Annotated in this window: 18 protein-coding genes; all 18 read right to left on the bottom strand. The window is 37.5% G+C overall.

Annotation, left to right across the window (positions count from 1 at the left end; translation table 11 throughout):
- Positions 1–71: 71 nt before the first annotated feature.
- Positions 72–878, bottom strand: a complete 807-nt coding sequence (locus HMPREF0077_RS04980) for an XdhC family protein (RefSeq protein WP_004836882.1) — start codon at positions 876–878, stop codon at positions 72–74.
- Positions 875–1678 (bottom strand): selenium-dependent molybdenum cofactor biosynthesis protein YqeB, encoded by an 804-nt coding sequence (yqeB, locus tag HMPREF0077_RS04975; RefSeq protein ID WP_004836881.1) that lies wholly within the window; start codon positions 1676–1678, stop codon positions 875–877. The genes HMPREF0077_RS04980 and yqeB overlap by 4 nt, the downstream gene beginning before the upstream one ends.
- Complete coding sequence (locus HMPREF0077_RS04970; protein WP_004836880.1) at positions 1671–2243, bottom strand: nucleotidyltransferase family protein; 573 nt, start codon at positions 2241–2243, stop codon at positions 1671–1673. The genes yqeB and HMPREF0077_RS04970 overlap by 8 nt, the downstream gene beginning before the upstream one ends.
- Entirely contained in the window at positions 2233–2934 is a 702-nt protein-coding gene (gene yqeC / locus HMPREF0077_RS04965; RefSeq protein ID WP_004836879.1) for a selenium cofactor biosynthesis protein YqeC, read from the bottom strand. Before yqeC ends, HMPREF0077_RS04970 begins: the two co-directional genes overlap by 11 nt.
- A complete protein-coding gene (gene xdh, locus HMPREF0077_RS04960; RefSeq protein ID WP_004836878.1) occupies positions 2921–5560 on the bottom strand; it encodes a selenium-dependent xanthine dehydrogenase in 2640 nt (879 codons plus the stop codon). The genes yqeC and xdh overlap by 14 nt, the downstream gene beginning before the upstream one ends.
- A gap of 8 nt (positions 5561–5568) precedes the next feature.
- A complete protein-coding gene (gene hydA, locus HMPREF0077_RS04955) occupies positions 5569–6942 on the bottom strand; it encodes a dihydropyrimidinase (protein ID WP_040349432.1) in 1374 nt (457 codons plus the stop codon).
- A gap of 359 nt (positions 6943–7301) precedes the next feature.
- Positions 7302–7856: a xanthine dehydrogenase subunit XdhC gene (gene xdhC / locus HMPREF0077_RS04950; RefSeq protein ID WP_004836876.1), complete on the bottom strand. Its 555-nt coding sequence runs from the start codon at positions 7854–7856 to the stop codon at positions 7302–7304.
- On the bottom strand, positions 7846–8733 hold the full coding sequence (gene xdhB / locus HMPREF0077_RS04945) for a xanthine dehydrogenase subunit XdhB (protein WP_004836875.1): 888 nt from the start codon (positions 8731–8733) through the stop codon (positions 7846–7848). The genes xdhC and xdhB overlap by 11 nt, the downstream gene beginning before the upstream one ends.
- Before the next feature lie 13 nt (positions 8734–8746).
- Positions 8747–11041, bottom strand: coding sequence for a xanthine dehydrogenase subunit XdhA (xdhA, locus tag HMPREF0077_RS04940; RefSeq protein WP_004836874.1), 2295 nt, complete (start codon positions 11039–11041; stop codon positions 8747–8749).
- Positions 11042–11278: 237 nt separating this feature from the next.
- A complete protein-coding gene (locus tag HMPREF0077_RS04935) occupies positions 11279–12649 on the bottom strand; it encodes a uracil-xanthine permease family protein (protein ID WP_004836873.1) in 1371 nt (456 codons plus the stop codon).
- A gap of 317 nt (positions 12650–12966) precedes the next feature.
- On the bottom strand, positions 12967–14340 hold the full coding sequence (locus tag HMPREF0077_RS04930; RefSeq protein WP_040349431.1) for a uracil-xanthine permease family protein: 1374 nt from the start codon (positions 14338–14340) through the stop codon (positions 12967–12969).
- Positions 14341–14417: 77 nt separating this feature from the next.
- On the bottom strand, positions 14418–15797 hold the full coding sequence (locus HMPREF0077_RS04925; RefSeq protein ID WP_004836871.1) for a uracil-xanthine permease family protein: 1380 nt from the start codon (positions 15795–15797) through the stop codon (positions 14418–14420).
- A gap of 108 nt (positions 15798–15905) precedes the next feature.
- Entirely contained in the window at positions 15906–17225 is a 1320-nt protein-coding gene (gene ssnA, locus HMPREF0077_RS04920; protein WP_004836870.1) for a putative aminohydrolase SsnA, read from the bottom strand.
- A 14-nt stretch (positions 17226–17239) separates the two neighbouring features.
- A complete protein-coding gene (ygfK, locus tag HMPREF0077_RS04915) occupies positions 17240–20278 on the bottom strand; it encodes a putative selenate reductase subunit YgfK (protein WP_004836869.1) in 3039 nt (1012 codons plus the stop codon).
- A 120-nt stretch (positions 20279–20398) separates the two neighbouring features.
- A complete protein-coding gene (arcC, locus tag HMPREF0077_RS04910; protein WP_004836868.1) occupies positions 20399–21337 on the bottom strand; it encodes a carbamate kinase in 939 nt (312 codons plus the stop codon).
- 7 nt (positions 21338–21344) lie between these two features.
- Positions 21345–22682, bottom strand: coding sequence for a YgeY family selenium metabolism-linked hydrolase (locus tag HMPREF0077_RS04905; RefSeq protein WP_004836867.1), 1338 nt, complete (start codon positions 22680–22682; stop codon positions 21345–21347).
- Positions 22683–22692: 10 nt separating this feature from the next.
- A complete protein-coding gene (ygeW, locus tag HMPREF0077_RS04900) occupies positions 22693–23889 on the bottom strand; it encodes a knotted carbamoyltransferase YgeW (RefSeq protein ID WP_004836866.1) in 1197 nt (398 codons plus the stop codon).
- A gap of 17 nt (positions 23890–23906) precedes the next feature.
- The gene (gene dpaL / locus HMPREF0077_RS04895; RefSeq protein ID WP_040349429.1) at positions 23907–25148 is read right to left on the bottom strand and encodes a diaminopropionate ammonia-lyase; all 1242 of its coding nucleotides are present in this window, start codon (positions 25146–25148) and stop codon (positions 23907–23909) included.
- Between the last annotated feature and the right edge of the window lie 107 nt (positions 25149–25255).

Here is a 25255-nt window from a genome sequence, read left to right as displayed (position 1 = left end):
CCAGCTTTTGTAATTTTCTTATTTTTTCTCTATAATTTAATCTTCTATTATAGGCATCAAATATCATGGCTTTAGTTAAACTTCTGACTTGCGGCATTTTTATTGTTTTTTACCATCAATATTTCTGCCATTATTGATATGGCTATCTCTTCTACGGAGCCATTGTCTAAGTCAAGGCCTATAGGAGTGTAGATTTTTTGAAGGTCTTTTTTGTCGAAGCCTTCTTTTTCTAGTTGGTCAAATACTCTAATTACCTTATTTTTTGAGCCAATCATCCCTAGATAGTGGTAGGAATCTTTCTTGTTTTTAAGAATTTCCCTTAGGGCCTGTGTATCATTGGCGTGACCCCTAGTTGCAAGTACTAGGTAGGTCTTATCCTTATCGAAGTCGATTTTTCTAACAGCTTCCTCGATTTCCATAGATAAATATTCTTTAATTCCTTCAAAGTCGTTTGCAGCTTTAAATTCTTCCCTATCGTCAACAATGGTTACTTCGAAGTTAGTCCTTGTTGCAATTCTAGCTAACTTTTGGGAAACATGGCCAGCTCCAAAGATTACTAGCTTATTTTTCGCCCTAAAATATTTTACGAAGCCTCGGGAATTTCCTCCACAGCTCATCTTTAACTCACCACTTGTAGAAAGATTGTAGTCAAACTCGAAGGACTTAGCTTTTTCCATGCCTTCCATCGCCCTTCTAATTACATCTGCCTCGATTTTTCCTCCGCCAATTGTTCCAAGTGATGACCCATCTTCAAAAACTGCCATCAAGGAATTATCTTCGCCTGGAGTTGAGCCCTTGTTTTCTATAAGAAAGACTAGGGCACAATCCCTGCCTTTTTGGTTTTCCTCATAAATTTTTTCTAATATTTCAGCTTTCATAGACCCTTCCTTCTTTTTAGGATGAGAAGACCTTCGAGACTTCCTCCTCCTATTAGCCTTGCCTTATCTGATATGGTCTTGGCATTTCTTGGGATGACTCTTGGATCGACATCTCCAATCTTCATTCCCTCACTAACTTCTAAGCCTTCGTTAATCATGCCACGAACCATCCCGCAAAGACCTGAGTAGATCTTTTTGCCAGAAACTTCTGCTACAGCTTCACCTTTTTTTACGACAGAGCCTAGGTCTTTTATGATATGAAGCTTGCCACAAGCACTTGCCCTTAAGATTCTTTCTGTTGTAAAGCCGTTGATGTTTCCAGGATTACCTGTGTTTGCTGCAGCAGGTCCCTCAAAGATTAATCGACCAAGGTCATGGCCCCTATTTGTTTCTATTACTAAATCAACGTCAACTCCTGCCTCAAATCCAGGGCCTAGTCCTATTGTAATTGGAGCCATATCCCTATTAGTGCCTAGGTTTTTCTTAGCTAGTATTCCATCAATTACCGCTATAGGTTTAAGCTCATCAATAAATTTACCCTCTGGGTCAACTGTTACGGCAATCAAACCCTCATCAAAGGCCTTTTTTATCTCTTCTAGATTCTCACATTTTACTGCCCTTATATCTTCGATTTGGATTTCTCCCTCAAAAAGAGCTTGGGCTACAGCTACATTTCTTCTAATACAGGTTGGCTTTTCGATTTCAAGGACGAGGACATCAAAGCCTACCCTATTTAGCTTTTGGATAGTCCCTGTGGCTACATCGCCACCGCCCCTTACTATTACAAGCTTTTTATTCATGATCTTTTTTTAGCCTTTCATAAGCTTCTAGGGTGTCAATATCCAAAAGCTCATCTTCATTTCCTATCTCAACCTTGTTTGTCTTATCGTCTTTTGCAAAAATCATTCCCCCTTGGTCAGCTTCAAGGCTTAGGAGTTTTTTTCTATAGGAAGCTGGAAATATTACTGGAGCTCCCCTTCTCATACCAACTCTAGGGTAGGTCATTAAAGGATTTTCCTTAAAGGAAGCTATCAAATTCTTACAAGTTTCCTTACTAAGGAGGGGTTGGTCTGCTACAAAAAACATCATAGCCGCATCCTCATCACAAGCCCTAACTCCAAGCTTTATAGATGATGACTTACCTACTTCATTATCCTTATTTTCCAAGGCTAGAAAGCCCCTAGCCTCAGCATCTTTTAGGATTTTTTCATAAGAAGAAGCAACAACAACCTTGTCAAAACCTATTTCTTCTAAGAGACCTAGGGCATATTCGTAAATTTTCTTTCCCCTAAATTCGAGCATGAGCTTATTTTCGCCCATCCTTTTTGAAAGTCCTGAAGCCATTAGTATTGCATTAATTTTCATAAAATTTGCCCTCCTTTATAGAGCCATAAGTAAATTTGATATCCTTAAAGGCGAAGTCTTTCTTAAATTCTTCAATCCTTTCGTAATCTTTCCTGCTTTCTACTTGGTTAAAGAAGAAATATTTATCTTTATCAAAAGCCTTGTAGAAACCCTTCTCATAGGCTATCAATTTATTAATCATCTTATTATCTATGATACCAGAGCCAATATTTTTTGAAAAGCCCTGGAAATTGTAGATAAATTCTTCATTGGTCTTTCTTCCAAGTATTTTTATAGGAAGGACTCCTATAAGCTTACTTGTAAAATCATAGATCACAGGTTCGTGGTCATACCGAAACTTTAGGGGAAGATTCCTACATCCATCGGCTTCGATTAGGACATAATCAAAATCTCCTAGTATAGCTTTTAATTTATCATAGCCTAGGCTTTGTAGCTTATCCTTTCCTTCTACTTTTTCTCCAAGACAGACTAATCTTTCCAACTTGTCATACTTATAAGAATCAAAAGAAGGGTAAATCCTATCAAATCCATCTTTAGGAAGGGCTATCTTAGTAGAAGTCGTGACCAAGACCCTCCCCTTTTTTCTTAAACTTAGGGCAAGACTTGTCATAAGACTTGTCTTGCCCCCACATCCAGTAATAGAAATTATATCATTTTTTCTTATATCAAATATCTCTTCAATTTTTTTCATTAAAATTCTTCTTTGGTTTACTATAAGCAGTTTCCTTCATAGGGAAATCCCTTCTTAGAACATGATCAAGCCTATAATAAGCTCCCTGAACAGCTGGGGCTACTGGAATTGTAGCAATCTCTCCAACTCCCTTAGCTCCGAAGGCCCTATCTAGTAAATCTTCATCCTTTTTTTGTACAAAGACTGTTTCAATTTCTGGAATCATTGGTGCTCTCCACAAGCCCAAAGTTCCATATTTGGCCTTGACCTTAGATTTATCAAGCTTGAAGTCCTCAGTTAGAGCATAACCTAGTCCCATGATTATTCCACCTTCTAGCTGACCTTCTATGGCCTTAGGATTTATTACCTTACCAGCATCAGTAGCTGCAAATACTTTTCTAACAGTTCCATCGTCATTTAAGATTACAACATTTGTAGAAAAACCATAGGCTATGTGGCTTACAGGGTTTTCCTTATCAGAATTTAGAGGATCTGTTGGATCAAAATATTCATGTATGAATTCTTTACCATTAAGTTCTTTGATGTCACTAACCTTATCTAACTCTACCTTAAATTTCTCAGAAACCTTCTTAACCGCTTCACCAGATATTAGGGTTTGACGAGAACCTGATGATGTTCCTGAATCTGGCGAGTTTGCTGAATTTGGATGGATAATCTTAACTTGATTAGCTTTTAAGCCTGTTACATCAAGAACCATTTGCTTAAAGACTGTTTGCGCTCCTTGACCAAGATCGCTTGCTGCACAATATAAAACTGCTATGCCATCTTCTACAACTATCTTAGCCCTACCCTTATCAGGAAGTCCAACTCCGACACCAGCGTTTTTCATGGCACAGGCTATACCTGCCCTGTCTATATTTTCTTCATAGATAGCTTTTGCAGCTTCAAGGGTCTCGACAAGGGATGTAGATGTATCAGCAATTTGACCATTTGGCAAGACTTCGCCAGGTCTAATAGCGTTTTTGTATCTTATCTCCCAAGGAGAAATCCCTACTTTTTCGGCAAGTAAGTTTATATTACTTTCGAAGGCAAAGTTTGATTGGCAAACACCAAAACCTCTGAAAGCTCCTGCTGGTGGATTGTTGGTGTAGTAGCCATAACCATCTATTTGAGTGTTCTCATAATGGTAAGGGCCTACTGAGTGGGTACAGGCTCTTTCTAGAACTGGTCCGCAAAGGGATGCGTAAGCACCTGTATCCATCTTGATAGTTGCTTGCATGGCTAGGAAGTTTCCTTCTTCATCACAACCGAGCTTGAAGGTTCCAATCATAGGGTGTCTTTTTGGGTGGAATCTTAATGATTCATCCCTAGTAAATTTAACCTTAACCCTAATTTGATACTTATAGGCTGCAAGGGCTGCTAAGTGTTGGCAGGAAACATCTTCCTTACCTCCAAAGCCTCCTCCTATCAATTTATTCTCAACTACAACTCTTTCTGGTTCATCTTGCCAGCCAAACATTATTAGAGTTTCTTTCCTTGTATCATAAACGGATTGGTCAGTTGTATAAAGCTTAACTCCATCTCCCATAGGCTCAGCTATTGCACATTCTGGCTCTAGAAAGGCGTGCTCTGTAAAGGGGGTTGTATAAGTTTCTTCAACTATGTACTTACACTTCTTGAAGGCTTCCTCGGCATTACCACGGCTTACGTGACGTTCTTGGCAGAGATTTCCTGTAGGATGAACGAGAGGAGCATTTGGATCTTCTGCTTCGGCTATTGATGAAACAGGAGTAAGCTCCTCATATTCTATTTCTACGAGCTTTTTAGCTTCTTCAAGAATTTTTGTATTTTCTGCGACTACAAGACAGATTGCATCTCCCATGCTCCTTGTTATATCGCCCTCAGCTATGAAGACATCCCAATCTTGGAAGATATGGCCTACCTTGTTGTTTGGAACGTCTTTAGCTGTAAGAACCCCATAAACCCCATCGAGGGCTTCGGCCTTGGACTTATCAATTTTAAGGATTTTTGCCCTTGGATATTTGCTTCTTATGGCTGATGCGACTTTTGTATCTGGAAGAATCATATCATCGACATATTCACCAACTCCAAGAACCTTATCATGAGCATCTATTCTAAAGAACTCATCTCCAACCTTAATCCTGTCTTTTTCGTCATTTGTTATTTCTATATTGCCATTAATTATCTCTGAGGCAAGCTTAATGCCTTCGATGATTTTAACATAGCCTGTGCACCTACAAATATTTTGCTTAATACCATCCTTGATATCATCTTCGCTAGGGTTTGGATTTTGACGAATGATCGCCGCTCCACTCATAACCATGCCTGGAATACAGAAACCACATTGAACTGCCCCAGCCTTAGAGAAGGCGTGGACAAAGGCATTTTTTTCTAAGTCTGTTAGGCCTTCTATGGTAAGGATTTCTTTGCCAGCAAGTTTTGATAACTTCCTAGTACAAGCTAGGGTCTTGGCATCATCGACCATTACCGTACAAGTACCACAAGCTCCTTGGGAACAACCGTCTTTTACTGAAACAATTTTTAAATCATCACGCAAAAACCTCAGTAGAGTTTTATCTTCGTAGGTCTCATACGATTTGTTATTTATATTAACGATAAAAGGTTCTTGACCTTCTATCCTTTCTCCTATCAAAATATTAGTCATGTTTTCTCCTAATCAAATTTTCTTTTAATAAATCTACCCTGGCCCTTCTTAGCATGGTAGCCATCATCATCTAAAATAACCTTTCCACGCGCTATAAGTAGCTTTAATTTATAAGAGGACTTAAATCCTTCATAAGTCGTATAATCACATACCGAATGTCTATTGGCCTGGCTAATTGTATAGCTTTTCTCATCAAATATGGCAATGTCAGCATCTTTTCCTACTTCAATACTTCCCTTCTTGTGGGAAAGACCGAAAATCTTAGCAGGATTTTTGCTAAGAAACTCTGTCAAAGTCTTTAGGGAAATTCCCCTCCTTACTCCTTCAGTAAGAATAACTTCCATCCTCTCTTCTATTCCTGGTATGCCTCCTGGAGCATTGAGGAAATCATCCTTGTAAGGAAGTTTTTCTTTTTCATAGAAAAATGGGCAATGATCAGTAGCAATAACATTAACTGTGCCATCAGCTACCCCTTCCCAGAGAGCCTCTAGGTCAGATTTTTTCCTTAGAGGTGGAGCACAAATATATTTAACTCCTTGGCTTGGGCCACCCTCTTCATATTTTTCTTCAGTTAAGGTCAAATATTGGGTGCAGGTTTCACAATATAGGTTCTTTACCCCACGTTTTCTAGCATTTCTAATCTCATTTAGACCCAAGGCTGATGAAGTATGAACTATATAAAGCTTAGGAAAACCTGCAAGCTCGCTTAAATAAATTAGCCTATTAATTGCTTCTGCCTCAGCTTCTGCTGGTCTAGTTTTGGCATGGAAAATTGGTGAAAGCTTGCCTGCCTTTTGGGCTTCGTCTCTTAATTCTTTAATCATACCATCGTTTTCACAATGAACGCATACTACTGTGCCAGTTTCTTTTGCCTTCTTTAATATCTTTAGCATAGAATCATCTTCAAGCTTTCCGCCATAGGTTGTATAAATCTTTGTAGAAACAATCCCTTCTTTGTAAAGCTTTTCAAGCTCATCCAAAATTTGATCAGATGCTTTTTGGATAGCCCCATGGAAAGAATAATCAATTACACAAACTCCATCTGCCATCTTGTGGTACTTAGCTATCATATCTGAAACCAAAGAATCTTTTGGACCAAAGGCTATATGATCGACAATAGAAGTTGTTCCTCCATAGCTTGCCGCCCTTGTTCCTGTATAGAAGTCATCAATGGATACAAATTTTCCCAAGTCAAGGGATAGGTGGGTGTGAACATCTACTCCTCCTGCAAGGACGAGTTTTCCTTCACAGTTAATTTCCCTATCTGCTCTCTTATCTATACAATCTGCTATTTCAGCTATTGTTTCATCTTCAATATATAAATCCTTTTTCAAAAATTTATCTTCGCAAAGTATTTGCGCATTTTTTAATAAAATAGACATCTTATCTCCTAAATTTATAGTATGTAACATGTTACAATAAAAATTAAAATGAATTTCAGTTAACGTTTACACTCACTTATATTTTAACACAAACGAACTAAAAGTTAAATTTTTCCTTAAAGAAATTCATTAGATTTTTAGACTTAATTAAGGATTTAGATAATTAAAATTTCTTAACTAAGCTTATTATTAAGCAAGTAAATTCTAAAGCTTTTTTCTAGGCTAGTGCTTGTACTTTTCTTGTAAAGCTAGATAGATGTAAATTTGATAAAACTCAAAAAGAAGCATAAGCCCTTTTTGAGTTTTATATCTTTTTTGATTGAATCTTTATTGCCTTATCTGGATTTATGGCTTGGCTTTTATTTATTTTCGCCGTCTTTAGCTATTTCTATCTCTATTGCATCTTCAACAGCTCTTAGGATATTTTCATATCCTGTGCATCTACACATATTTCCTGCAAGTTCAACCCTTAGTTCATCTCTTGTATATCTAATCTTTCTATGAACTACTTCTGTCGCCCTTATTATAAATCCTGGAGTACAGAATCCACATTGAACTGCTGCATGATCAATGAAGGCTTGTTGGACTAAGCTTATTGAGCCATCAGAGGCTTTAAGGCCTTCTGTTGTCCATATGTCTTTTCCTTCAGCCCAAATGGCAAGAGATAGGCAAGAGTCAACACTCTCTCCATCTATTAAGACGGAACATGCTCCACATTCTCCAACTTCACAACCCTTCTTAACAGATGTTAGGCCAAAATCTCCCCTCAAAAAGTCTGTTAGGGATGCTCTCTTATCTACCATCTTTTCGACAGGCACTCCATTTACCCTACATTTTACGAGCTTGTAATTTGGTTTGTAATATGATATTTTTTCTGCTTTTGGTGCGTATGGTCCATATTCTTTAGTGTGCATTTTTCTCTCCTCTAAAATCTTCTAGGCAGGCTCTTAGGTTTCTACAGCAAATTTCGTATAAGATTTGTGTTCTTAACTCTTTGCTAGCTCTCCAAGAGTTTCTTGGTGAGAGTTCTTCAAGGGCAAGTTTTGCAAAGGCCCTTATATTTTCTTCGTTTAGTTCTTTTCCTATGAAGGCTTCTTCAGCCTTGTAGACTCTTACTGGAATAACTGAAGCAACTCCATAGCAGGCCTTGATTTTTTCTATTATTCCCTTATCGTCTAGCTTTACATTAACTGCACAAGAGCTTGTTGCTATATCCATGGCATTTCTCATAGCATATTTGAAGTAATGACCATAAAAGCCCTTGTAGTTTTCTTCTTTTATCTTAAATCCTACGCATAGTTCATCATCTTCTAGATAAACCTTGCCAAGTCCCTTGTAAAACTCTGTAATTGGCACTTCTCTTCTGCCTTTTGTGCTAGCTATTTCTACAATAGCATCTAGAACAAACATACTAGGTGCAGAGTCTGCTGATGGAGCAGCATTGCAGATATTTCCTCCAATTGTTGCAGCATTTCTTAGTTGAGGGCCCCCTGCTGTTAGGACAGCCTTGCCAAGGAAATCTATATTTTCTTTGATTATTGGATTTCCTGCTAGGTGGGCGAAAGTTTGTATGCTTCCGATTTTTATTGTTTTATCTTCTAGCATTTCAATTTTATCTAGTTCATCAATAAGGTGGATAGATAGAAGTTCTTTATCTTCCATGCTACCTTCTCTTAGCTTAACGAGGACATCTGTTCCACCTGCGATTATTCTCAAGTTTGGTTTTTCCTTTAGAATTTCGCATGCTTCATCTACAGTATAAGCTTCATAAATATTTTCTACATCAAACATTTCAAATCCTTTCTTATAAGTCGTTATCTATTAGTCCAGCTTCCTTAAATAATGGGAAGAGAACGTGTGGTGTCATTGGAGCCTTTCTAACTGGTACTCCTGTTGCCTGATAGATAGCATTTCTAATGGCAGGAGCTGGTGCACATGTTGGTGGCTCTCCAAGGGATTTGGTGTTGAATGGACTTGTTGGTTCAGGATTTTCTATAAAATATACTTCAAATTCTGGAGTATCAGCTACAGTTCCTAGCTTATAGTCTAATAGGTTGTTATTTAGGATTTTTCCCTTATCGTTATATTTCATCTCTTCTGATAGAGCGAAACCTACAGCCATGCTCATACCACCATGGGCTTGGGCTTCTGCTAGGGCTGGATTTATAAGTCTACCTACATCATGAACATTGATTAATTTTAGAACTTTTACCTTTCCTAAATTGATATCAACTTCAACTTCAGCAAAGCTTGCTCCGAAAGAGTAGGCATTAGACCTTATGGTGTGGGTTTCTTCTGCTGTTATGTGTAGGTTTGGATCTTTTAGGGTGTACATTGCTTCTGTCGCAAGATCTTCCATACTTAGTAAAATCTTTCCGTCAGGAACTCTAACTATGTTACTTTCAACAATATCGAGATTATCTTCTGTTATACCTGTTTGTAGATAAGCCCTGTGAAGGATTTTTTTCTTTAGAGATTTTGCAGTTTTTGTTATTGAGAAGGAAGCCATATAGGTTTGTCTTGAAGCATAAGCTCCAAAACCGAATGGAGCTACATCTGTATCTTGGTTTGATACTATGTGGATATCTTCAAACTTCATTCCTATTGCATCGGCTGCCATTTGTGAAAATGCAGTATCTGCACCTTGACCAATCTCTGTTTCAGGAAGTTGGACTTGGACTGAACCATCTTCATTAACTATCATCCTACAAGAAGATGATTCTAGGGAAATTGGATAAACACCTGTGTTATACCAGTAAACTGCACATCCTACCCCTCTTCTATAATTACCTGTTTGATTTTGATATTTTTCTTTCTTCTTGTAATAATCCATCTCCTTAGCTCCCTTTTCTAGGCAAGCTCTGAAAGAATCAAAATAGTTTTGATTGTGGGAGAATGGATCATAATAGTCTTTAGGCATTACATTTCTTAATTTTAATTCCAAAGGATCCATGCCTAAGGCCTTGGCAACTTCATCGTGGTGGCTCTCATTTACAAACATAGCTTGAGGAATACCATAACCTCTCATAGCTCCACCTGTTGGAAGATTTGTATAGATTGAGTAAGCTTCAGCTTTAACATTCTCACAAGGATATAATTGGTGGAAACAGTTTAAAGCCTTGGATGCAATTGAGTGGCCGTGAGAAGCATAAGCACCATTATTTGAGAAAATTCTTAGCTCTCTTGCTACATAATCGCCATTTTTTCTAACATATGAAGCTATATATACCTTCATAGCGTGTCTTGTTCTAGTAGATACAAAAGTTTCTTCCCTACTTGGTAGAAGCTTAACAGGATGGCCTGCCACTTGGGTTGTTAGGTAGGAACATAGAGGTTCATAGAGGGTATCTTGTTTATTACCAAAACCTCCACCTATATATGGCTTTATAACTCTAACCTTACCCCAACCAATACCTAGGGCTTGACCGATACATCTTCTTACTATGTGAGGGATTTGTGTTGAAGCAACACAGACGATTTTACCTGCCTCCATATAGGCATAAACATCTGGATTTTCCAAATGGCAATGTTGAATCATTGGTGTTTCATACCAACCTTCAACCTTAATTAGTCCTTCTTCCTTAATAGCTTCTTCGAAATTTCCTCTGATATTAGTAGTATGCTTTAGAATATTGTCTGGGTTTTCTTCATGAATTGGATGGCTTACATCCTTCATAGCATCGAAAACATCAGTTTTTACCTCATATTCTTCATACTCTACCTTGATTTTCTTTAAGGCTTGTTTGGCAGAAACTTCATCTAGGGCTATTACTGCTGCAATATCATCACCAAAATATCTCACATGCTCATTTAGCAATCTCCTATCAGCTATATCTTGGTGGGCTTTTTCTGTTGACCAAGGGTGACCTGCAGTTGGAAAGCAATGCTTTGGTACATCAAAACAAGTTACTATTTTGATAACCCCTGGCACTTTCTTTGCTTCTTCAAGATCAAAGCTTACTACTCGACCATGTCCTATAGTAGAATGCAATATTTTTGCAGTGTAGCAATCTTTAGGCATCAAGTCTTCAGCAAACTTTGCTCTTCCAGTTACCTTATCGAAAGCATCTACTCTTTTCACATCTTTTCCTACGTACATACTTAACCTCCTATCGACAATAAGTTAATTTGTAAGAATTTCGACTCGCTTGGATTATAATCTGCGAAAAAATAAAGCAAGCCTTCAAGCTTTTTCCGCTTGTATAAAGACATCTAAAATATACTATTAGATGCAAGAATATATTTTAGAAATATTTATATATTAATTTATATTTGCAATCCCTTTTATATGTATACCCCAGATGGGGCAAAAATTGGGGAAAATCCCCAATTTTTGTTATTTTTCTTCAATATCTATTGCTATTTCCATTTCTTCTTCCTTTTTAACTTTTGGAAGTAGGAATGTTAGCACTAGGGCAATTACAAATACATTTGCTACTGGGTTTGCTGAAAATACATCTCTTAATAGAGGTGGGAATTCCTTAAATATTTCTGGCACTTGTGTAAAACCAATACCCATACTTAGAGAAAGGGATGCTATTGTAGTATTTCTTGATGTGAAACCACATCTAGCAATCATATTCATACCACTTACAACAATTGAACCGAACATCATAATTGTACAACCACCAAGAACTGGCTCTGGTAGGGTTGAGAAGAATGCTCCTATTTTTGGGAACAAAGCTGCAAGAATTAGAGTCAAAGCACCAAATCTTATGGTAAATCTATTTACTACCTTTGTCATTGCAACAAGACCAACGTTTTGGCTAAATGAAGTGATTGGTGTACATCCGAATAGTCCAGATACAGCACTTAGGAAACCATCACAAGCAAGGGAACCTTGTACTTCTCTTTCAGTTATATCTCTTCCTAAACCACCCACACAAACTGCTGTAGTATCGCCTATAGTTTCAGCTGCTGAAACGAGATATACTACAACAAGAGCTATAATAGCATTTAAATTAAACTCTGGCTTGAATGGCATAAATTGTGGTATAGATAAGAATTTTGCACTAAGTATTGGTCCAAAATCAATCTTTCCCAAAAATACAGAAAGTATATAACCTACGATTAGACCAAATAATACAGAAAGTCGCTTCCAAAAACCTTTTGCATAAATATTAAATAATAAACATGCTACCAAAGTAACTGTGCCTATGATTAAATTTTGTGTTGATCCAAAATCTGCTGCTCCATGTCCACCACCGAAGGAAGCTGCACCTACATTAAGTATGGAGAAACCAATCGTTGTAACTACACAGGCAGAAACTATAGGAGAAACAAACTTTCTCCAATACTTAGCACAAAGACCAAGGCTTCCTTCTATACAGCCACCAACTATAACTGCACCAATCATTGTTGGATAATTATATGTAGTAGCTACATACAAAAGAGAAGCTAGGAAAGAAAAACTAACTCCCATTATTACTGGAAGCTTTGCACCAATCTTCCATACTGGATAAAGTTGGATAAGTGATCCAAGACCTGCTACAAACATTGCATTTTGAATTAGCATTGGTAAGTCAATTTGAAGTTCTGGGTGGGCCTTAGTTGCAGCTCCAACTACGATTATAATTGGAACTAGGTTAGAAACAAACATCGCTAGTACGTGTTGTAGGCCGAACGGAATTGCCTTAGAAACAGGTACTCTACCTTCAAGTTTGTAAATATTATCAATACTTACATCGGTATTCTTTTCGATTTTCATAGATTTCCTCCATTATTCTATGTTTTGTTCTTATCTATAGTTAAGCTAAGGCTAAGCTATTCGGTGATATCGTTTGTATAACTTTTTATGTTTATCCTCTCTTTCTTATGTATTATTACTAGCTATTACTAATAACAAAATAAAAGTTATCCAAAGATTCCACCTCAAAGCTTTGCAAAAGCTGTTAAATACTTTTGAGGTTTAAAGTATTTTAGCGAATTGTTTTTAGATGTCATTCCGTTATTTTTTTAACAATCGCTTTCAAAATAAAAGTCACCCGCACATATGTAAAGATGACTAAATTTTACTTAGTATCATTATACTTCAAAATTCTCTTCTACAAATCTATCCTCATCAGTTTCTGGGATGACTATATTCATGATTACAGATGATATTGCTGCTAGTACAACTGGACTTGCTCCTATGGCTATTTTTAATCCTTCTGGCAAGAAATAAACTCCACTTGCATCTGCACTTGCAACTACAGTTGTAAAACCAAAACCCAAGGCAACAGATATACCAACTATTGAGGTATTTCTAAGACTAAGGGGTTGGCTTGTAATCATCCTAATACCATTCATAGAAATTGCTGCAAAGACTGATAGGGTTGCTCCTCCAATTACCGGAAAAGGTATGGTAGTAAGAAGCGAAGATAATTTTGGAAAAAGTCCAGCTATAAAGATTATGAAAGCTGCCATGGTAAAGACTTTTTTGTTAACTACCTTGTTTATAGAAACGATACCAGCATTTTGAGAAAAAGTCGCTGTTGGTAGGATTCCAAGGAAGGCTCCAAAAATATTAGCTAAACCAAATCCTGCAATTCCACCTTCAAGTTCCCTCTCTGTTGGATTTCTGTCCATACCTCCGACTGTAGTAGAGGTCATATCTCCTATAGCTTCGATAGAGGTTACTATAAAGATTATTACAATTGAAATTATCGCTGCAAAATCAAATTTTACACCAAAATGAAGGGGTCTAATCAAAGAAAACCAAGCTGCATTCCTTACACTAGTAAAATCTACCATACCAAAGCCAAGGGATAGGGCGTAGCCACAAAGCATGGCTATTAGAACTGAAGATAGTTTAGTTAGTCCCTTGCCGAAATGTGTAAGTCCTATATTTATGGATAGGGTTACAAGAGCTATTAGCCAATTTTGCCAAGCTCCCCAACCAGGCATACTAACATCTCCCCCTCCACCCATATAATTTATTGCTACAGGATATAGGGATAAGCCTATACACAAAACAACTGTGCCTGCAACCAAGGGTGGGAAATATGGCATTATGTACTTTAGAAGAAATCCAAAGGCTATGGTAAGAAGACCGCCTATTATCTGGGCTCCAAAAATTATCGCTATCGCCTCACTTCCACCTAGGCCCTTAAACTGACCAGCAAGGGCAATCATAGTTGGAACAAAAGCAAAACTTACCCCATAAATCATAGGTAGTCTTGATCCAAACTTCTTTATAGGATAAATTATCAAAAAGGTCGTAAGAGCTGAACCAATCAAGGACATTTGCACTAAGATCGTGGCATCCTCAGGGCTTAGGCCTGCTGCTGCTGCCAGGATAATAGGTGGAGATATGCATCCTGCAATCATGGCTATTACATGTTGGAGGGCAAGAGGAAAGGCTTCTTTGCTGCTAACCTCGCCTTCAAATTTAAAAAGGTCGTTTCGAATAGTTTTCATAAAACACTCCGTTATTTTTTTAACATTCACTTTTAAAATAATTGTCATCTTTTAGGATAAAGATGACAATTATTTTTTTATTTATCCATTTGCTCTCTTTCTCTTGCTTCTTCTTCGATGGATTTTTTTGGTAATATAATATTTAGGAAGAAGGCAATTAGAGTTGCAAGAACGACTGGCGATGATGTAAATACCATCCTAAACCAATCAGGGAATTGTGCCAAAGCATCAGGGTGAACTTGGGTTATACCCATACCTAAGGCTATGGCAAGACCTATGATGGTTACATTTCTTGTACTCATCTCATCTGATGTGATAAGCCTCATACCGCTCATGGTTATTTGAGCAAAAACTGTTACTGTAGCTCCTCCTATTACGGCTTGAGGTACAGAAAGCATAAGGCCACCAAACTTAGGTATAAATCCAGCTACTAATATCATAATAGCAGTAATCTTTAGTACATGTCTTGAAACTACTTTTGTGAGTGAAACTATTCCTACGTTTTGTGAGTAAGAGGCTGTTGGTAGACCACCAATAAATGATGATATCATATTTACTACTCCATAAGCCTTTATTCCACCTTCTAATTCTTTTTCACTAGGTTGTCTATCCATACCACCTGCTGTTGTTGAAGAGAAGTCTCCTACAGCCTGGATGGAGTTTACTACAAACATAACTGCCATGGTAATACATGCATCCAAGTGGAAGTTTATTTTAAATGGCATAAGGCTTGGAATGGTAATCCAACTTGCTTCTTGAAGTTTTGAAAAATCTACTATTCCTAGGAAAAGAGAAGCTATATAACCAACACTTATTCCTATAAGGATAGCTGAAAGTTTTATAAGTCCCTTTCCATACATATTACAAATTATTACTACTGCAAGAGTTATCAATGATACTGCCCAATAAACTAGATGACCTTGATTAGGGTTTCCCTTACCTCCAGCCATATAGTTCAAAGCTACAGAATACAAGGATAAACCTATAGTAAGTACAACAGTACCTGACACCATTGGTGGGAAGTACTTATAAAGCCACCTAATATTCATTCCTACAATAAAGGCAACAATGCCTCCGACTATCTGAGCTCCAAAAACAGCTCCTATTCCATATTTAACAGCAACAGAAACTATAACCGGTATGTAAGCAAAGGATACTCCCATAATCATAGGTAGTCTAGATCCGAGTCCTAATTTATAGATAGGATATAGTTGTAAAAATGTTGCAAGGGCTGCCACAAACATTCCTGCTTGAATCAAATATACTGATTGTTCAGGGCTAAGTGCATGAGGTGTGTTGGCCAAAGTATTTGTTAGAACGATTGCTGGTAGGGTGTTTCCCACAATCATGGCTAATAAATGTTGTAAAGCGATGGGAAAAGCCCTTTTAAGCTCTGGCTTACCATCAACGTCAAACAATGATTTATTGACCGGGACCTCTTTTTTTAATTCGTCCATCATATCTCCTTTTATTATTTTATAGTAGTATTATATCACATATCAGCAGATTTAGAAAATGTTTTCAGAAAGTTTTCTAAATCCGCCTATGTGTTAGGATAATCCAGCCTAAATATTAGGCCAGATTTCCTTTGCTCTTTGTCTTGATTCTGCGTGGATTTTCGCTTGGTCTACCTTTACTATTATCTTATCTTTCATTACAAATTCACCATTTATAATGGAATCATTTACAAGTCTTCCTGTTAGACCGAAGAGGGCGTGTCCACCCCAGTTGTTAGCATTAAGTGGTGTATGTGGATCATAATCAATAGTGATTATATCAGCATAAGCCCCTTCTTCTATTCTTCCAACTTTTCTTTCTAGGTATCTATCCATTATTTTTGGATTGTTTTGGAATTGAAGTTGTAGGGTTTCAGCAAAGCCCTTTGTTGGATCGCAAGCATTATGAGCTAGGAGGATGTTTGATACTTTCATTGATTCAAACATATCGTTGGTATAGGCATCTGTTCCGAGTCCAACGAGGATTCCTTTTTCTAACATTCTTAGGATTGGTGGACAACCTACGGCGTTATTCATATTGCTTTCTGGATTAAATACTGCCATAGCATTGTGGTGTTTTAGGATATCCATTTCTCTTTCGTTTACATGAACGTTGTGAACTGATAGGGTATGGTCTGAGAATATGTCAAAGTCTTCGAGTCTTTCAACTACTCTTTTGCCATGCTTTCTGATAGTTTCCCATTGATCTTCAATTCCTTCTGCAACGTGAACATGGTAGCCATCATAGACACCTTCCATTGCCTCTCTCGCCTTATCAAGGGTTTCATCACTTACTGTAAAGGAAGCGTGGATTCCGAATAGACCGCTTAGCATGTCGTCTTCCTTTTGAGCTTGCTTAATCCATGCTATATTTTCCTTTATCCCTTGATCTCTTTTTTCCATCCCATCTCTGTCTGATAATTCATAACAAAGACTTGCTCTCATTCCTACTTCTTTTGCTGCTTCTGCAAGGGTAAACAATGATCCTTCTATGGAGTTTGGGCCAGCATGGTGGTCGATTATAGTTGTTACACCATTTTGGATTGATTCCATATAGGTTACAAGACCGTTGATTTTAACGTCTTCTAGTTTTAATTGTTTATCTAGGGCCCACCATAGGTTTTCCAAAACATGGAAGAAGTTGTCGGTTGGTTTTGATGCAGCCATACCTCTTGCATATGATGAATAGATGTGTGAGTGAGCACAAATTAGACCTGGCATTACAAGTTTGTCAGATTTATCGATAACTTCTTCATTCGGATATTTTTTGATTATATCTTCAGTTTTTCCTATATCTTTTATGAGATTGTCTTTGATGAAGATTGCTGAATTTTCGTAGAAGTTATTAGCTTCGTCGTTTGCTATTATAGCTTTTGCTGTAATTATCATGCTTGCTCCTTTTTTTATTTATTTAAAACTAGACTAGGTTTTAGATAGTAAGCATAGTCTTTTTCTATGACTTTTATTAATCTAACAAGATTTTCGCTTAAATCTTTTTCTATATCCCTTGTTTGGATGATATTTCCATTTTCTAATCTTACTTTGTAACTTCCATCGTCTAGGTTTAGGATACCTACGTTTGTAGAGTCAAGGAAATCCTCTTCGCTCCAGAATACTGTAAACTTATCTTTGTAAGGTCTTCCAGCATGAGGACAGAATACTCCACAGTTGCCACATTCGTTGCACATTCCATCTAGGTGGATGATTTGGTGGAGGTTGTTGAAGCCTTCTACTCTTATTTGTGCATTAGCTCTATTTGGGCAAACTTCTGTACATACTTCACAGATTTGATCGCATTTGAGGCATCTATTTCCTTCGTTTTTGCCTTCTTTTACATCTAAGAGTTTTCCTCTCTTATTGTAGAGTGTTTCCTTCTCTTCTTTGACTTCGAATTTCTTAAAGTCATTTCCAAGGCCTTCCTTCTTGAGGATGTCTAGGGCAACAGTTTTTGCATCTCCCATGGCCTTAACTATTGTAGAAGCTCCAGTTTTGCAATCGCCTATGATATATACGTTTTCTATATTTGATTCGCTTGTTGGTAAAAGTTTTGGTCTATTTCTATCATCAAGGTTAATATTATTGTCGATAAATTGTTGGCTATCTACCCTAGCTCCAGTTGCTCCTATAACATTGTCGAATTCCATTTCTACAAATTCTCCAGTGCCTTCAACTCTCTTTCTTCCACTTTGGTCGAAATCACCGAGTTTCATCTTTTCGCATTTTAGGATTTTGCCATCATAAGAAATTGGCGCAAGTAGCTCTAGTATCTTGTGGCCTTCTTTCTTAACATCATTTACTTCTTCTTGGGTTGCAGGCATGTAGGCTTCAGTTCTTCTATAAACTAGGCATACTTCATCAACACCAGCTTGACGAGCTGCTGTTCTTGTACAGTCCATGGCAACATCTCCTGCTCCAACAACTGCTACCTTCTTGCCGAGTTTTACTCCCTTTTCCATCCTTGCTTGCCATAAGAAATCTAAGGCATCTATGATATTTTCAGATCCTTCTTTGACAGGAGAAACCCCTTCTTTCCAAGCACCTGTTGCAACTATAACATAGTCATATTCTTTCTTTAGTTCTTGGTAAGTTTCTTTTACTTCTGTATCAAAGACGAATTTTACGCCTTGTTTTAGGGCTATTTGATAATCCCTGTCAATTTCTTCATCTGAGATTCTAAAGTCAGGAATTACATGGCTAACTATACCATAAGGCTTACTTAATTTTTCAAATACTGTTACGTCAAGGCCATTTCTTCTTAAATAAGATGCTGCTGCAATACCTGCAGGACCTGCCCCTATTACACAAACTTTCTTGTCTGATTTAAGTTCAACTGCCTCAAGTTTTTCAAGGAAAGCTTCTTGAGCATTATCTGCTGCAATTAACTTCATTTCTCTGATTTGTAGAGTCTTTTCATAATCAACCCTTGTACAGTGGTCTTGGCAGTAGTGGGCACATAATTCTCCTAGAATTGTTGGTGCAGTATTATCATTGGCTATAACTTCAAAGGCCTTATCGAACTTACCATCAGCTACAAGCTTTAGGTATTCTGGGATTTGTTGCGCAATTGGACAACCCCCATCCTTACAAGGAGCCTTGAAACAATCTGTTAGAGGAAGGTTTGAAGATGTTTTTCTTGATTTAACCTTTTCTCTATATAATTTATTATTTTGCCAATCGCTAATAATCTTATCTCTTAGGGCAACTATCCTATCAACATCAAGTCTTCCATATTCATTATCTAGCATATCTTCAGTAAGCTCTGCTAATTGCTTAAATCTTGGATATCCACCTGGTTTTAGGATTGTTGTTGCAACTGTAATTGGTTGGCGAATTGCTCCAAAAATTTCTTTAATATTTCTAGCATCAGCTCCACCTGAATAAGAGATTGGAAGATTTCCGTCAAATCTCTTTGAAAGCATGGCTGCCATAGATATGGTTAATGGTAAAAGAGACCTACCTGACATATACATCTCTTGTGATGGTAGTTCATTTCTCTTAACATCAACTGGGAAGGTGTTGGTTAACTTGACACCGAAAGCCTTATTTCTTTCCTTGCCGAGTTTGATTAATCTTTCTAACATCAAGACTGCATCTTCATATTGGATGTCATTGTTGAAGTGGAAATCTGTAAAGGCTATATAATCGAAGCCCATATCATCAAGAGTTTTTCTTGCATATTCATAACCTAACATGGTTGGGTTACATTTGATAAAGGTATTTAGATTTTTCTCTGTTAAAAGATAAGTTGCAATGGACTCAATTTCATGGGCTGGACAGCCGTGGAGAGTTGATAGGGTGATAGAGTTGCAGACATTAGGGCTGATTTTCTCCAAGTCATCCTTACCAAATTTTTCTAAAAGGTCTGTTTCCTCCAAGAATTTCTTACATTCTTTAAATATCTCTGTATTTGAAGCATCCTTTAGGCCTTCGATGTAGTTGTCGACTTTTGTGGTTTTGATGCCTTCAAGGTCATAACCTACTGACATATTGTAGGCAAAATCTTTCTTATCTGCTAGGCCAAACTCTTTTGCAAGGACTTGGATAGCAAAATAAGCCTTGATATATTCGTTGAAGGCTTCTCCAACTGTAAGCTCTGTTGACCACTCACAGTTATAACATTCGTCTTCCGCCAAAATACATGGTTTGTTTACAGCTTCTTGGATTTCTTTACCATCCATTTTTTGAACAGTCTTTAGTTCTATAAATCTTGAACCAGTTAGATATGATACTATTATGTTTTGTGCAAGTTGGCTATGTGGGCCTGCAGCAGGACCAACAGCTGAACTTATCTCATCACCAAAAACAGTTTTCAATTTCTTGCCTGTTTTATTTATGTAAAAGTCTTCTTTTCTAACTCCAAAAACTCTTCCTTCATTCTTATATTCACTTAACGCCCATTCAATAATCTGATTAAACGGCAATGGTCTCATATATTCACTCATAATTTCTCCTAATTATCTGGGCTAGGCCCATATTTACTATAATATTACACTAACTAAGAAAAGGTTTACTTCTTAAATGCAAAAAATATTAACAAGCAGGCGTACTTAGCCGCCTACCTATTAATTTTTAACAATCCAAGTTCCTGTCTTGCCAGTTAAGGCTTCCTTAGCATTTTCCAAAGAAGTTATAACTGCACTTCTATTTGCTTTGCTATCAACGAAGCTCATAGCCGCTTCTACTTTTGGTAGCATAGATCCTTTGGCAAATTGCTCATCTGCTATATGCCTTTCAGCTTCTTCGATGGTCAATCTGTCTAGGTCTTCTTGATTTTCTTTTCCAAAATTGATAGCAACTTTTTCAACTGATGTAAGAATTACAAGCACATCACAATCAACAAGCTCTGCAAGCTTAGCTGAAGAGAAGTCCTTGTCGATAACAGCATCAACTCCTACATAGCTGTCATTTTCTCTTATAACAGGAATTCCGCCACCACCAGCAGCAATTACTACACATCCACTATCTGATAGGGTTGTGATAGCTCTTTTTTCTACTATATCAACTGGCTTAGGGCTTGCTACAACACGTCTATAACCACGACCTGCATCCTCTTTCATCACAAAGCCTTTTTCTTCTTCAAGCTTCTTAGCTTCTTCTTCTGTATAGAAGTCTCCGATTGGCTTGGTTGGATTAGAAAAAGCAGGATCTTCGGCATCTACCATAACTTGGCTTACTAGGCTTACCACTGGGTTTTCTATACCATCTTTGATAAACTCATTTTCAAGAGCATTTTGAAGATGATAGCCAATATATCCTTGGCTCATAGCTCCGCATTCAGGAAAAGGCATAAATGGAACTTTAGGATTAGCCTCTGCACCTGTCATCATAGCTAAGTTAATCATACCAACTTGTGGGCCATTTCCATGGCAAACTATAACCTTGTAACCTTCTTTAACTAGCCCTGCAATAGCAGTTGCTGTTATTTTTACCGCTTCTTTTTGCTCAGAAGGGGTATTGCCTAAAGCATTACCCCCGAGAGCTACTAATATTTTCTTATTCATCTATTACCTATTTTGTTTCTTGTGTATAAACAAGTGGTAGGGCTGCATAAACTGCTGCACATGTAACTAAGTCTTGTTTGAAGGTAACTTCGTTTGGTGCGTGAGCTTGATCTTCTGCTCCTGGTCCAAATCCTATTGTTGGGATATTGTGACGACCCATTATAGCTACACCGTTTGTTGAGAATGTCCATTTATCTGTTAGTGGACGAGAAGCTCTCTTTTCTTCTTCTTTTGCAATTGGAGGAGCTATTCTCTTATCACCATAAAGGTTCTTGTAAGCATCTTCAAGAGCTTTTGTAACTTGGTGATCTTCTGGAATTACCCATGTTGGGAAGTAAGCTTCTTGTTCATATTCAAGACCTTTCCAGCTTGCTCTCTTGTAGTCATACATAGAAACTTTTGCTCCATGTTTTTTAACTGATGGAAGATCTTCGATTTCTTTGATACAAGATTGCCATGTTTCACCAGCTGTCATTCTTCTGTCTAGTGAGATTGAGCATGAATCTGCTACTGCACATCTTGATGGAGATGTAAAGAAGATTTGGCTTGTTGTTACTGTTCCACGTCCAAGGAAGTTAGCTTCTTTGTATTCTGGGTTGTATTTTTCATCAAGCATCTTTACAAGACCTTTGATTTCAACTGAATCGTCAGCTGGGTTTTCGTTTAATGCTTCGATTTCTTTAAGGATGTCAGCCATCTTATAGATTGCGTTATCTCCTCTTTCTGGAGCTGAACCGTGGCAAGAAACTCCTTGTACGTCAACTCTGATTTCCATTCTTCCTCTTTGTCCTCTATAGATACCACCATCTGTTGGTTCTGTTGATACTACAAATTCTGGTTTGATTCCTTCTTGTTCAATCATATATAACCAGCAGTTTCCATCACAGTCTTCTTCTTGAACTGTTCCTGTAACTAAAACTCTGTATTCATCGTTTAGGTAGCCAAGGTCTTTAAGGATTTTTGCTCCATATACTGCAGCAACTGGTCCACCAAGTTGGTCTGAACTTCCACGTCCACCTATGAAGTTATCATCTTCGAAGCCATCATATGGATCAAATTCCCAGTTTTCTATATTTCCTATACCTACTGTGTCGATATGGCCATCAAAAGCAATTTGTCTTTTACCTTCGCCCATTTCTCCAAGTACGTTTCCTTGTCCATCAATCCAAGCCTTGTTAAAGCCAACTTTTTCCATTTCAGCTTTAATTCTTTTTGCCTTGTCGCCTTCTTCGCAAGATTCACCTTTAAGTTTGATTAAATCTCTTAAGAAAGCTACCATGTCTTCTTTATATTCGCCTGCTTTTTCCTTAATAGCGTCAAAATCAATATTTTTAAATTCTGTCATTTTTTCCTCCTTATTTATCTAATCTCTTCTTTGCTTTGTCAACTAATTCTCTAAGTTTTTCTTCTGGATTTTCTACCTTTTGTAGAAGAATCATAGCTGCTATGATGTATGGTTTGAAGCTTGCTTCTTTGTATAATGGAACTCTATATCTATCAAATACTGTATCAGCTACTTCTCCGTGTTCTGCAGATACGCCTGTGATGTCTGCTGGTAGGCAGTGCATGTATAAAGCTTTTCCGTCTTTTGTAAGCTTCATCATCTCTTCTGTACATTCCCAATCCATGTGGTTTTTGTTTTGTTCTAGAAGTCTCTTTTCAAGTTCATCAATTCCCTTTTGATCACCTTCTCCATAAAGCTTTGTTCTCTCTTCCATAGCTGCGAATGGTGCCCAAGATTTTGGATAAACTATATCAGCATCCTTGAATGCTTCTTCCATTGAGTTTGTAACCTTGAAGCTTCCACCGTATTGTTCAGCGTTCTTTCTAGCGATTTCTTCAACTTCTGGCATTATTTCATATCCTTCTGGGTGAGCTAGAACTACATCCATTCCAAGTCTTGTAAATAGACCAGAAATACCTTGTGGTACTGAAAGTGGTTTACCATATGATGGTGAGTAAGCCCATGTCATAGCTACTTTTTTGCCCTTTAGGTTTTCAATTCCACCAAATTCGTGAATTACATGGTTAAGGTCAGCCATTGATTGAGTTGGGTGGTCAATGTCGCATTGAAGGTTAACTAGGGTTGGTCTTTGTTCAAGAACGCCATCATCGTATCCTTCTTGTACATATTCTGAGAATTCTTTCATGTATTTGTAGCCTTTGCCTATATACATATCATCTCTGATACCAACAACATCAGCCATGAAAGAAATCATGTTTGCTGTCTCTTTTACTGTTTCACCGTGAGCGATTTGGCTTTTTCCTTCATCTAAGTCTTGAACTTCAAGACCTAGAAGGTTACAAGCTGAAGCAAAAGAGAATCTTGTTCTTGTTGAGTTGTCTCTGAAAAGTGAAATTCCAAGACCTGAGTCAAAGATTTTTGGTGAGATATTTTCTTCTCTCATAGCTCTTAGGATGTCTGCTGTTTTCCAGATTGCTTTAAGTTCGTCTTGTGATTTATCCCATGTGTGGAAGAAGTCATTTCCGAAAAGTTTTTCGTGGTCAAGTTCTTGTAGTTCGTCGATTAATTTTTTGATATCTTGTGTCATATTTTTATCTCCTTATATTATCTTTGTATAGTGTATTTATATTCTTCTTCGTTAGGATAAATTCCATCCCAAACAACTCTTCTGTAGTGTTCATAGTCTGTATCGCCTTCTGTAGAAATTAGAAGGATAACTGAATTTTCATCTAATTTTAGGTCTTTCTTTATTTCTTCCAAGTCTTTTCTTTGAAGAATTTCTGAAAGAGGACCCATTGTTGCAGCTCCACTTTCTCCTGAGATGATTTTCCTATCATCCTTTAGTGGATTTCCTAATATTCTCATTCCCCTAGCAGCTGCCTTATCTGGAACTGAAAGGAAAGCGTCAGCATAAGAATGAAGCACAGGCCAACCAACTGTAACAGGTTCACCACAAGCAAGACCTGCCATTATTGTATCCATCTTACCTGTAACATGGTGAATCTTACCATCATCAGCCTTAGCTGTTATGAAGTTGCAATTTGCTTTTTCTGGCTCAACTATAGTTATGAATGGTTTTTCTTCTGCTTTATAAACAGATGAGAAATATCCTGTAACTCCTGTTGCAAAAGATCCTACTCCTGCTTGAGCAAAAATATGGCTTGGCTTAAAGCCTGCTTCTTTTAGTTGATCATTTGCTTCTTTTGCGAGTGTTGCATATCCTTGGATAATCCATGTAGGAATCTTTTCATATCCTTCCCACGCTGTATCTTGAACCATTACCCAGCCTTTTTCTTCAGCATTCTTATTAGCTAGTCTAACGCAGGCGTCGTAGTTAAGCCCATCCATTATCTCACATTCTGCTCCCAAGGCCCTTATGTTATCACGTCTTTCGATAGCTGAACCGTCAGGCATTATTACTACACATTTTTGTTTAAGTTGATTTGCAGTCCATGCTACTCCCCTGCCGTGGTTACCATCTGTAGCAGTAACAAAAGTAACATCTCCAAGCTTTTGTCTAATTTCATCTGAAATCATTTTCTCGAATGGTAAATCTTCAATATCAAGACCTAGCTTGTCTGCTATGTACTTACCTATGGCGAAAGATCCTCCCAAAACCTTAAAGGCATTTAAGCCGAATCTATAAGACTCATCCTTAACAAATATTTCCTTAACACCAAATTGTTTGGCCAAGTTTGATAGTCTTACTAGTGGGGTTTTTTCATAGTCAGGAAAACTTTCATGAAATTTTTGTGCAGTGTTTACTACTTGCTCGTTGATAAAATCAAGTGGAGCCTTTTCTCTTTTACTAATATCATTTAGTACAATATTATATCTCTCTTCCAAAATTACATCCTTTCTAACTATAATCGATACATCCTTGACTGGCTTTAAAAAGCATTTGTGAATTTTGAATCTTAAGCCATAATAAATAAGTGGTATGTGATATATCA

The sequence above is a fragment of the Anaerococcus tetradius ATCC 35098 genome, assembly GCF_000159095.1.
In the GTDB taxonomy this organism is placed as follows: Bacteria; Bacillota; Clostridia; order Tissierellales; family Peptoniphilaceae; genus Anaerococcus; species Anaerococcus tetradius.
The sequence above is the reverse complement of the archived record's forward strand: the minus strand, read 5'-3'. Positions and strand labels throughout refer to the sequence as shown.

Excerpts from the sequence above, each read along its gene's own strand:
- HMPREF0077_RS04980 (WP_004836882.1), bottom strand. The coding sequence starts at position 878 with ATGAAAGCTGAAATATTAGAAAAAATTTATGAGGAAAACCAAAAAGGC.
- yqeB (WP_004836881.1), bottom strand. The coding sequence starts at position 1,678 with ATGAATAAAAAGCTTGTAATAGTAAGGGGCGGTGGCGATGTAGCCACA.
- HMPREF0077_RS04970 (WP_004836880.1), bottom strand. The coding sequence starts at position 2,243 with ATGAAAATTAATGCAATACTAATGGCTTCAGGACTTTCAAAAAGGATG.
- yqeC (WP_004836879.1), bottom strand. The coding sequence starts at position 2,934 with ATGAAAAAAATTGAAGAGATATTTGATATAAGAAAAAATGATATAATT.
- xdh (WP_004836878.1), bottom strand. The coding sequence starts at position 5,560 with ATGACTAATATTTTGATAGGAGAAAGGATAGAAGGTCAAGAACCTTTT.
- hydA (WP_040349432.1), bottom strand. The coding sequence starts at position 6,942 with ATGTCTATTTTATTAAAAAATGCGCAAATACTTTGCGAAGATAAATTT.
- xdhC (WP_004836876.1), bottom strand. The coding sequence starts at position 7,856 with ATGCACACTAAAGAATATGGACCATACGCACCAAAAGCAGAAAAAATA.
- xdhB (WP_004836875.1), bottom strand. The coding sequence starts at position 8,733 with ATGTTTGATGTAGAAAATATTTATGAAGCTTATACTGTAGATGAAGCA.
- xdhA (WP_004836874.1), bottom strand. The coding sequence starts at position 11,041 with ATGTACGTAGGAAAAGATGTGAAAAGAGTAGATGCTTTCGATAAGGTA.
- HMPREF0077_RS04935 (WP_004836873.1), bottom strand. The coding sequence starts at position 12,649 with ATGAAAATCGAAAAGAATACCGATGTAAGTATTGATAATATTTACAAA.
- HMPREF0077_RS04930 (WP_040349431.1), bottom strand. The coding sequence starts at position 14,340 with ATGAAAACTATTCGAAACGACCTTTTTAAATTTGAAGGCGAGGTTAGC.
- HMPREF0077_RS04925 (WP_004836871.1), bottom strand. The coding sequence starts at position 15,797 with ATGGACGAATTAAAAAAAGAGGTCCCGGTCAATAAATCATTGTTTGAC.
- ssnA (WP_004836870.1), bottom strand. The coding sequence starts at position 17,225 with ATGATAATTACAGCAAAAGCTATAATAGCAAACGACGAAGCTAATAAC.
- ygfK (WP_004836869.1), bottom strand. The coding sequence starts at position 20,278 with ATGAGTGAATATATGAGACCATTGCCGTTTAATCAGATTATTGAATGG.
- arcC (WP_004836868.1), bottom strand. The coding sequence starts at position 21,337 with ATGAATAAGAAAATATTAGTAGCTCTCGGGGGTAATGCTTTAGGCAAT.
- HMPREF0077_RS04905 (WP_004836867.1), bottom strand. The coding sequence starts at position 22,682 with ATGACAGAATTTAAAAATATTGATTTTGACGCTATTAAGGAAAAAGCA.
- ygeW (WP_004836866.1), bottom strand. The coding sequence starts at position 23,889 with ATGACACAAGATATCAAAAAATTAATCGACGAACTACAAGAACTTGAC.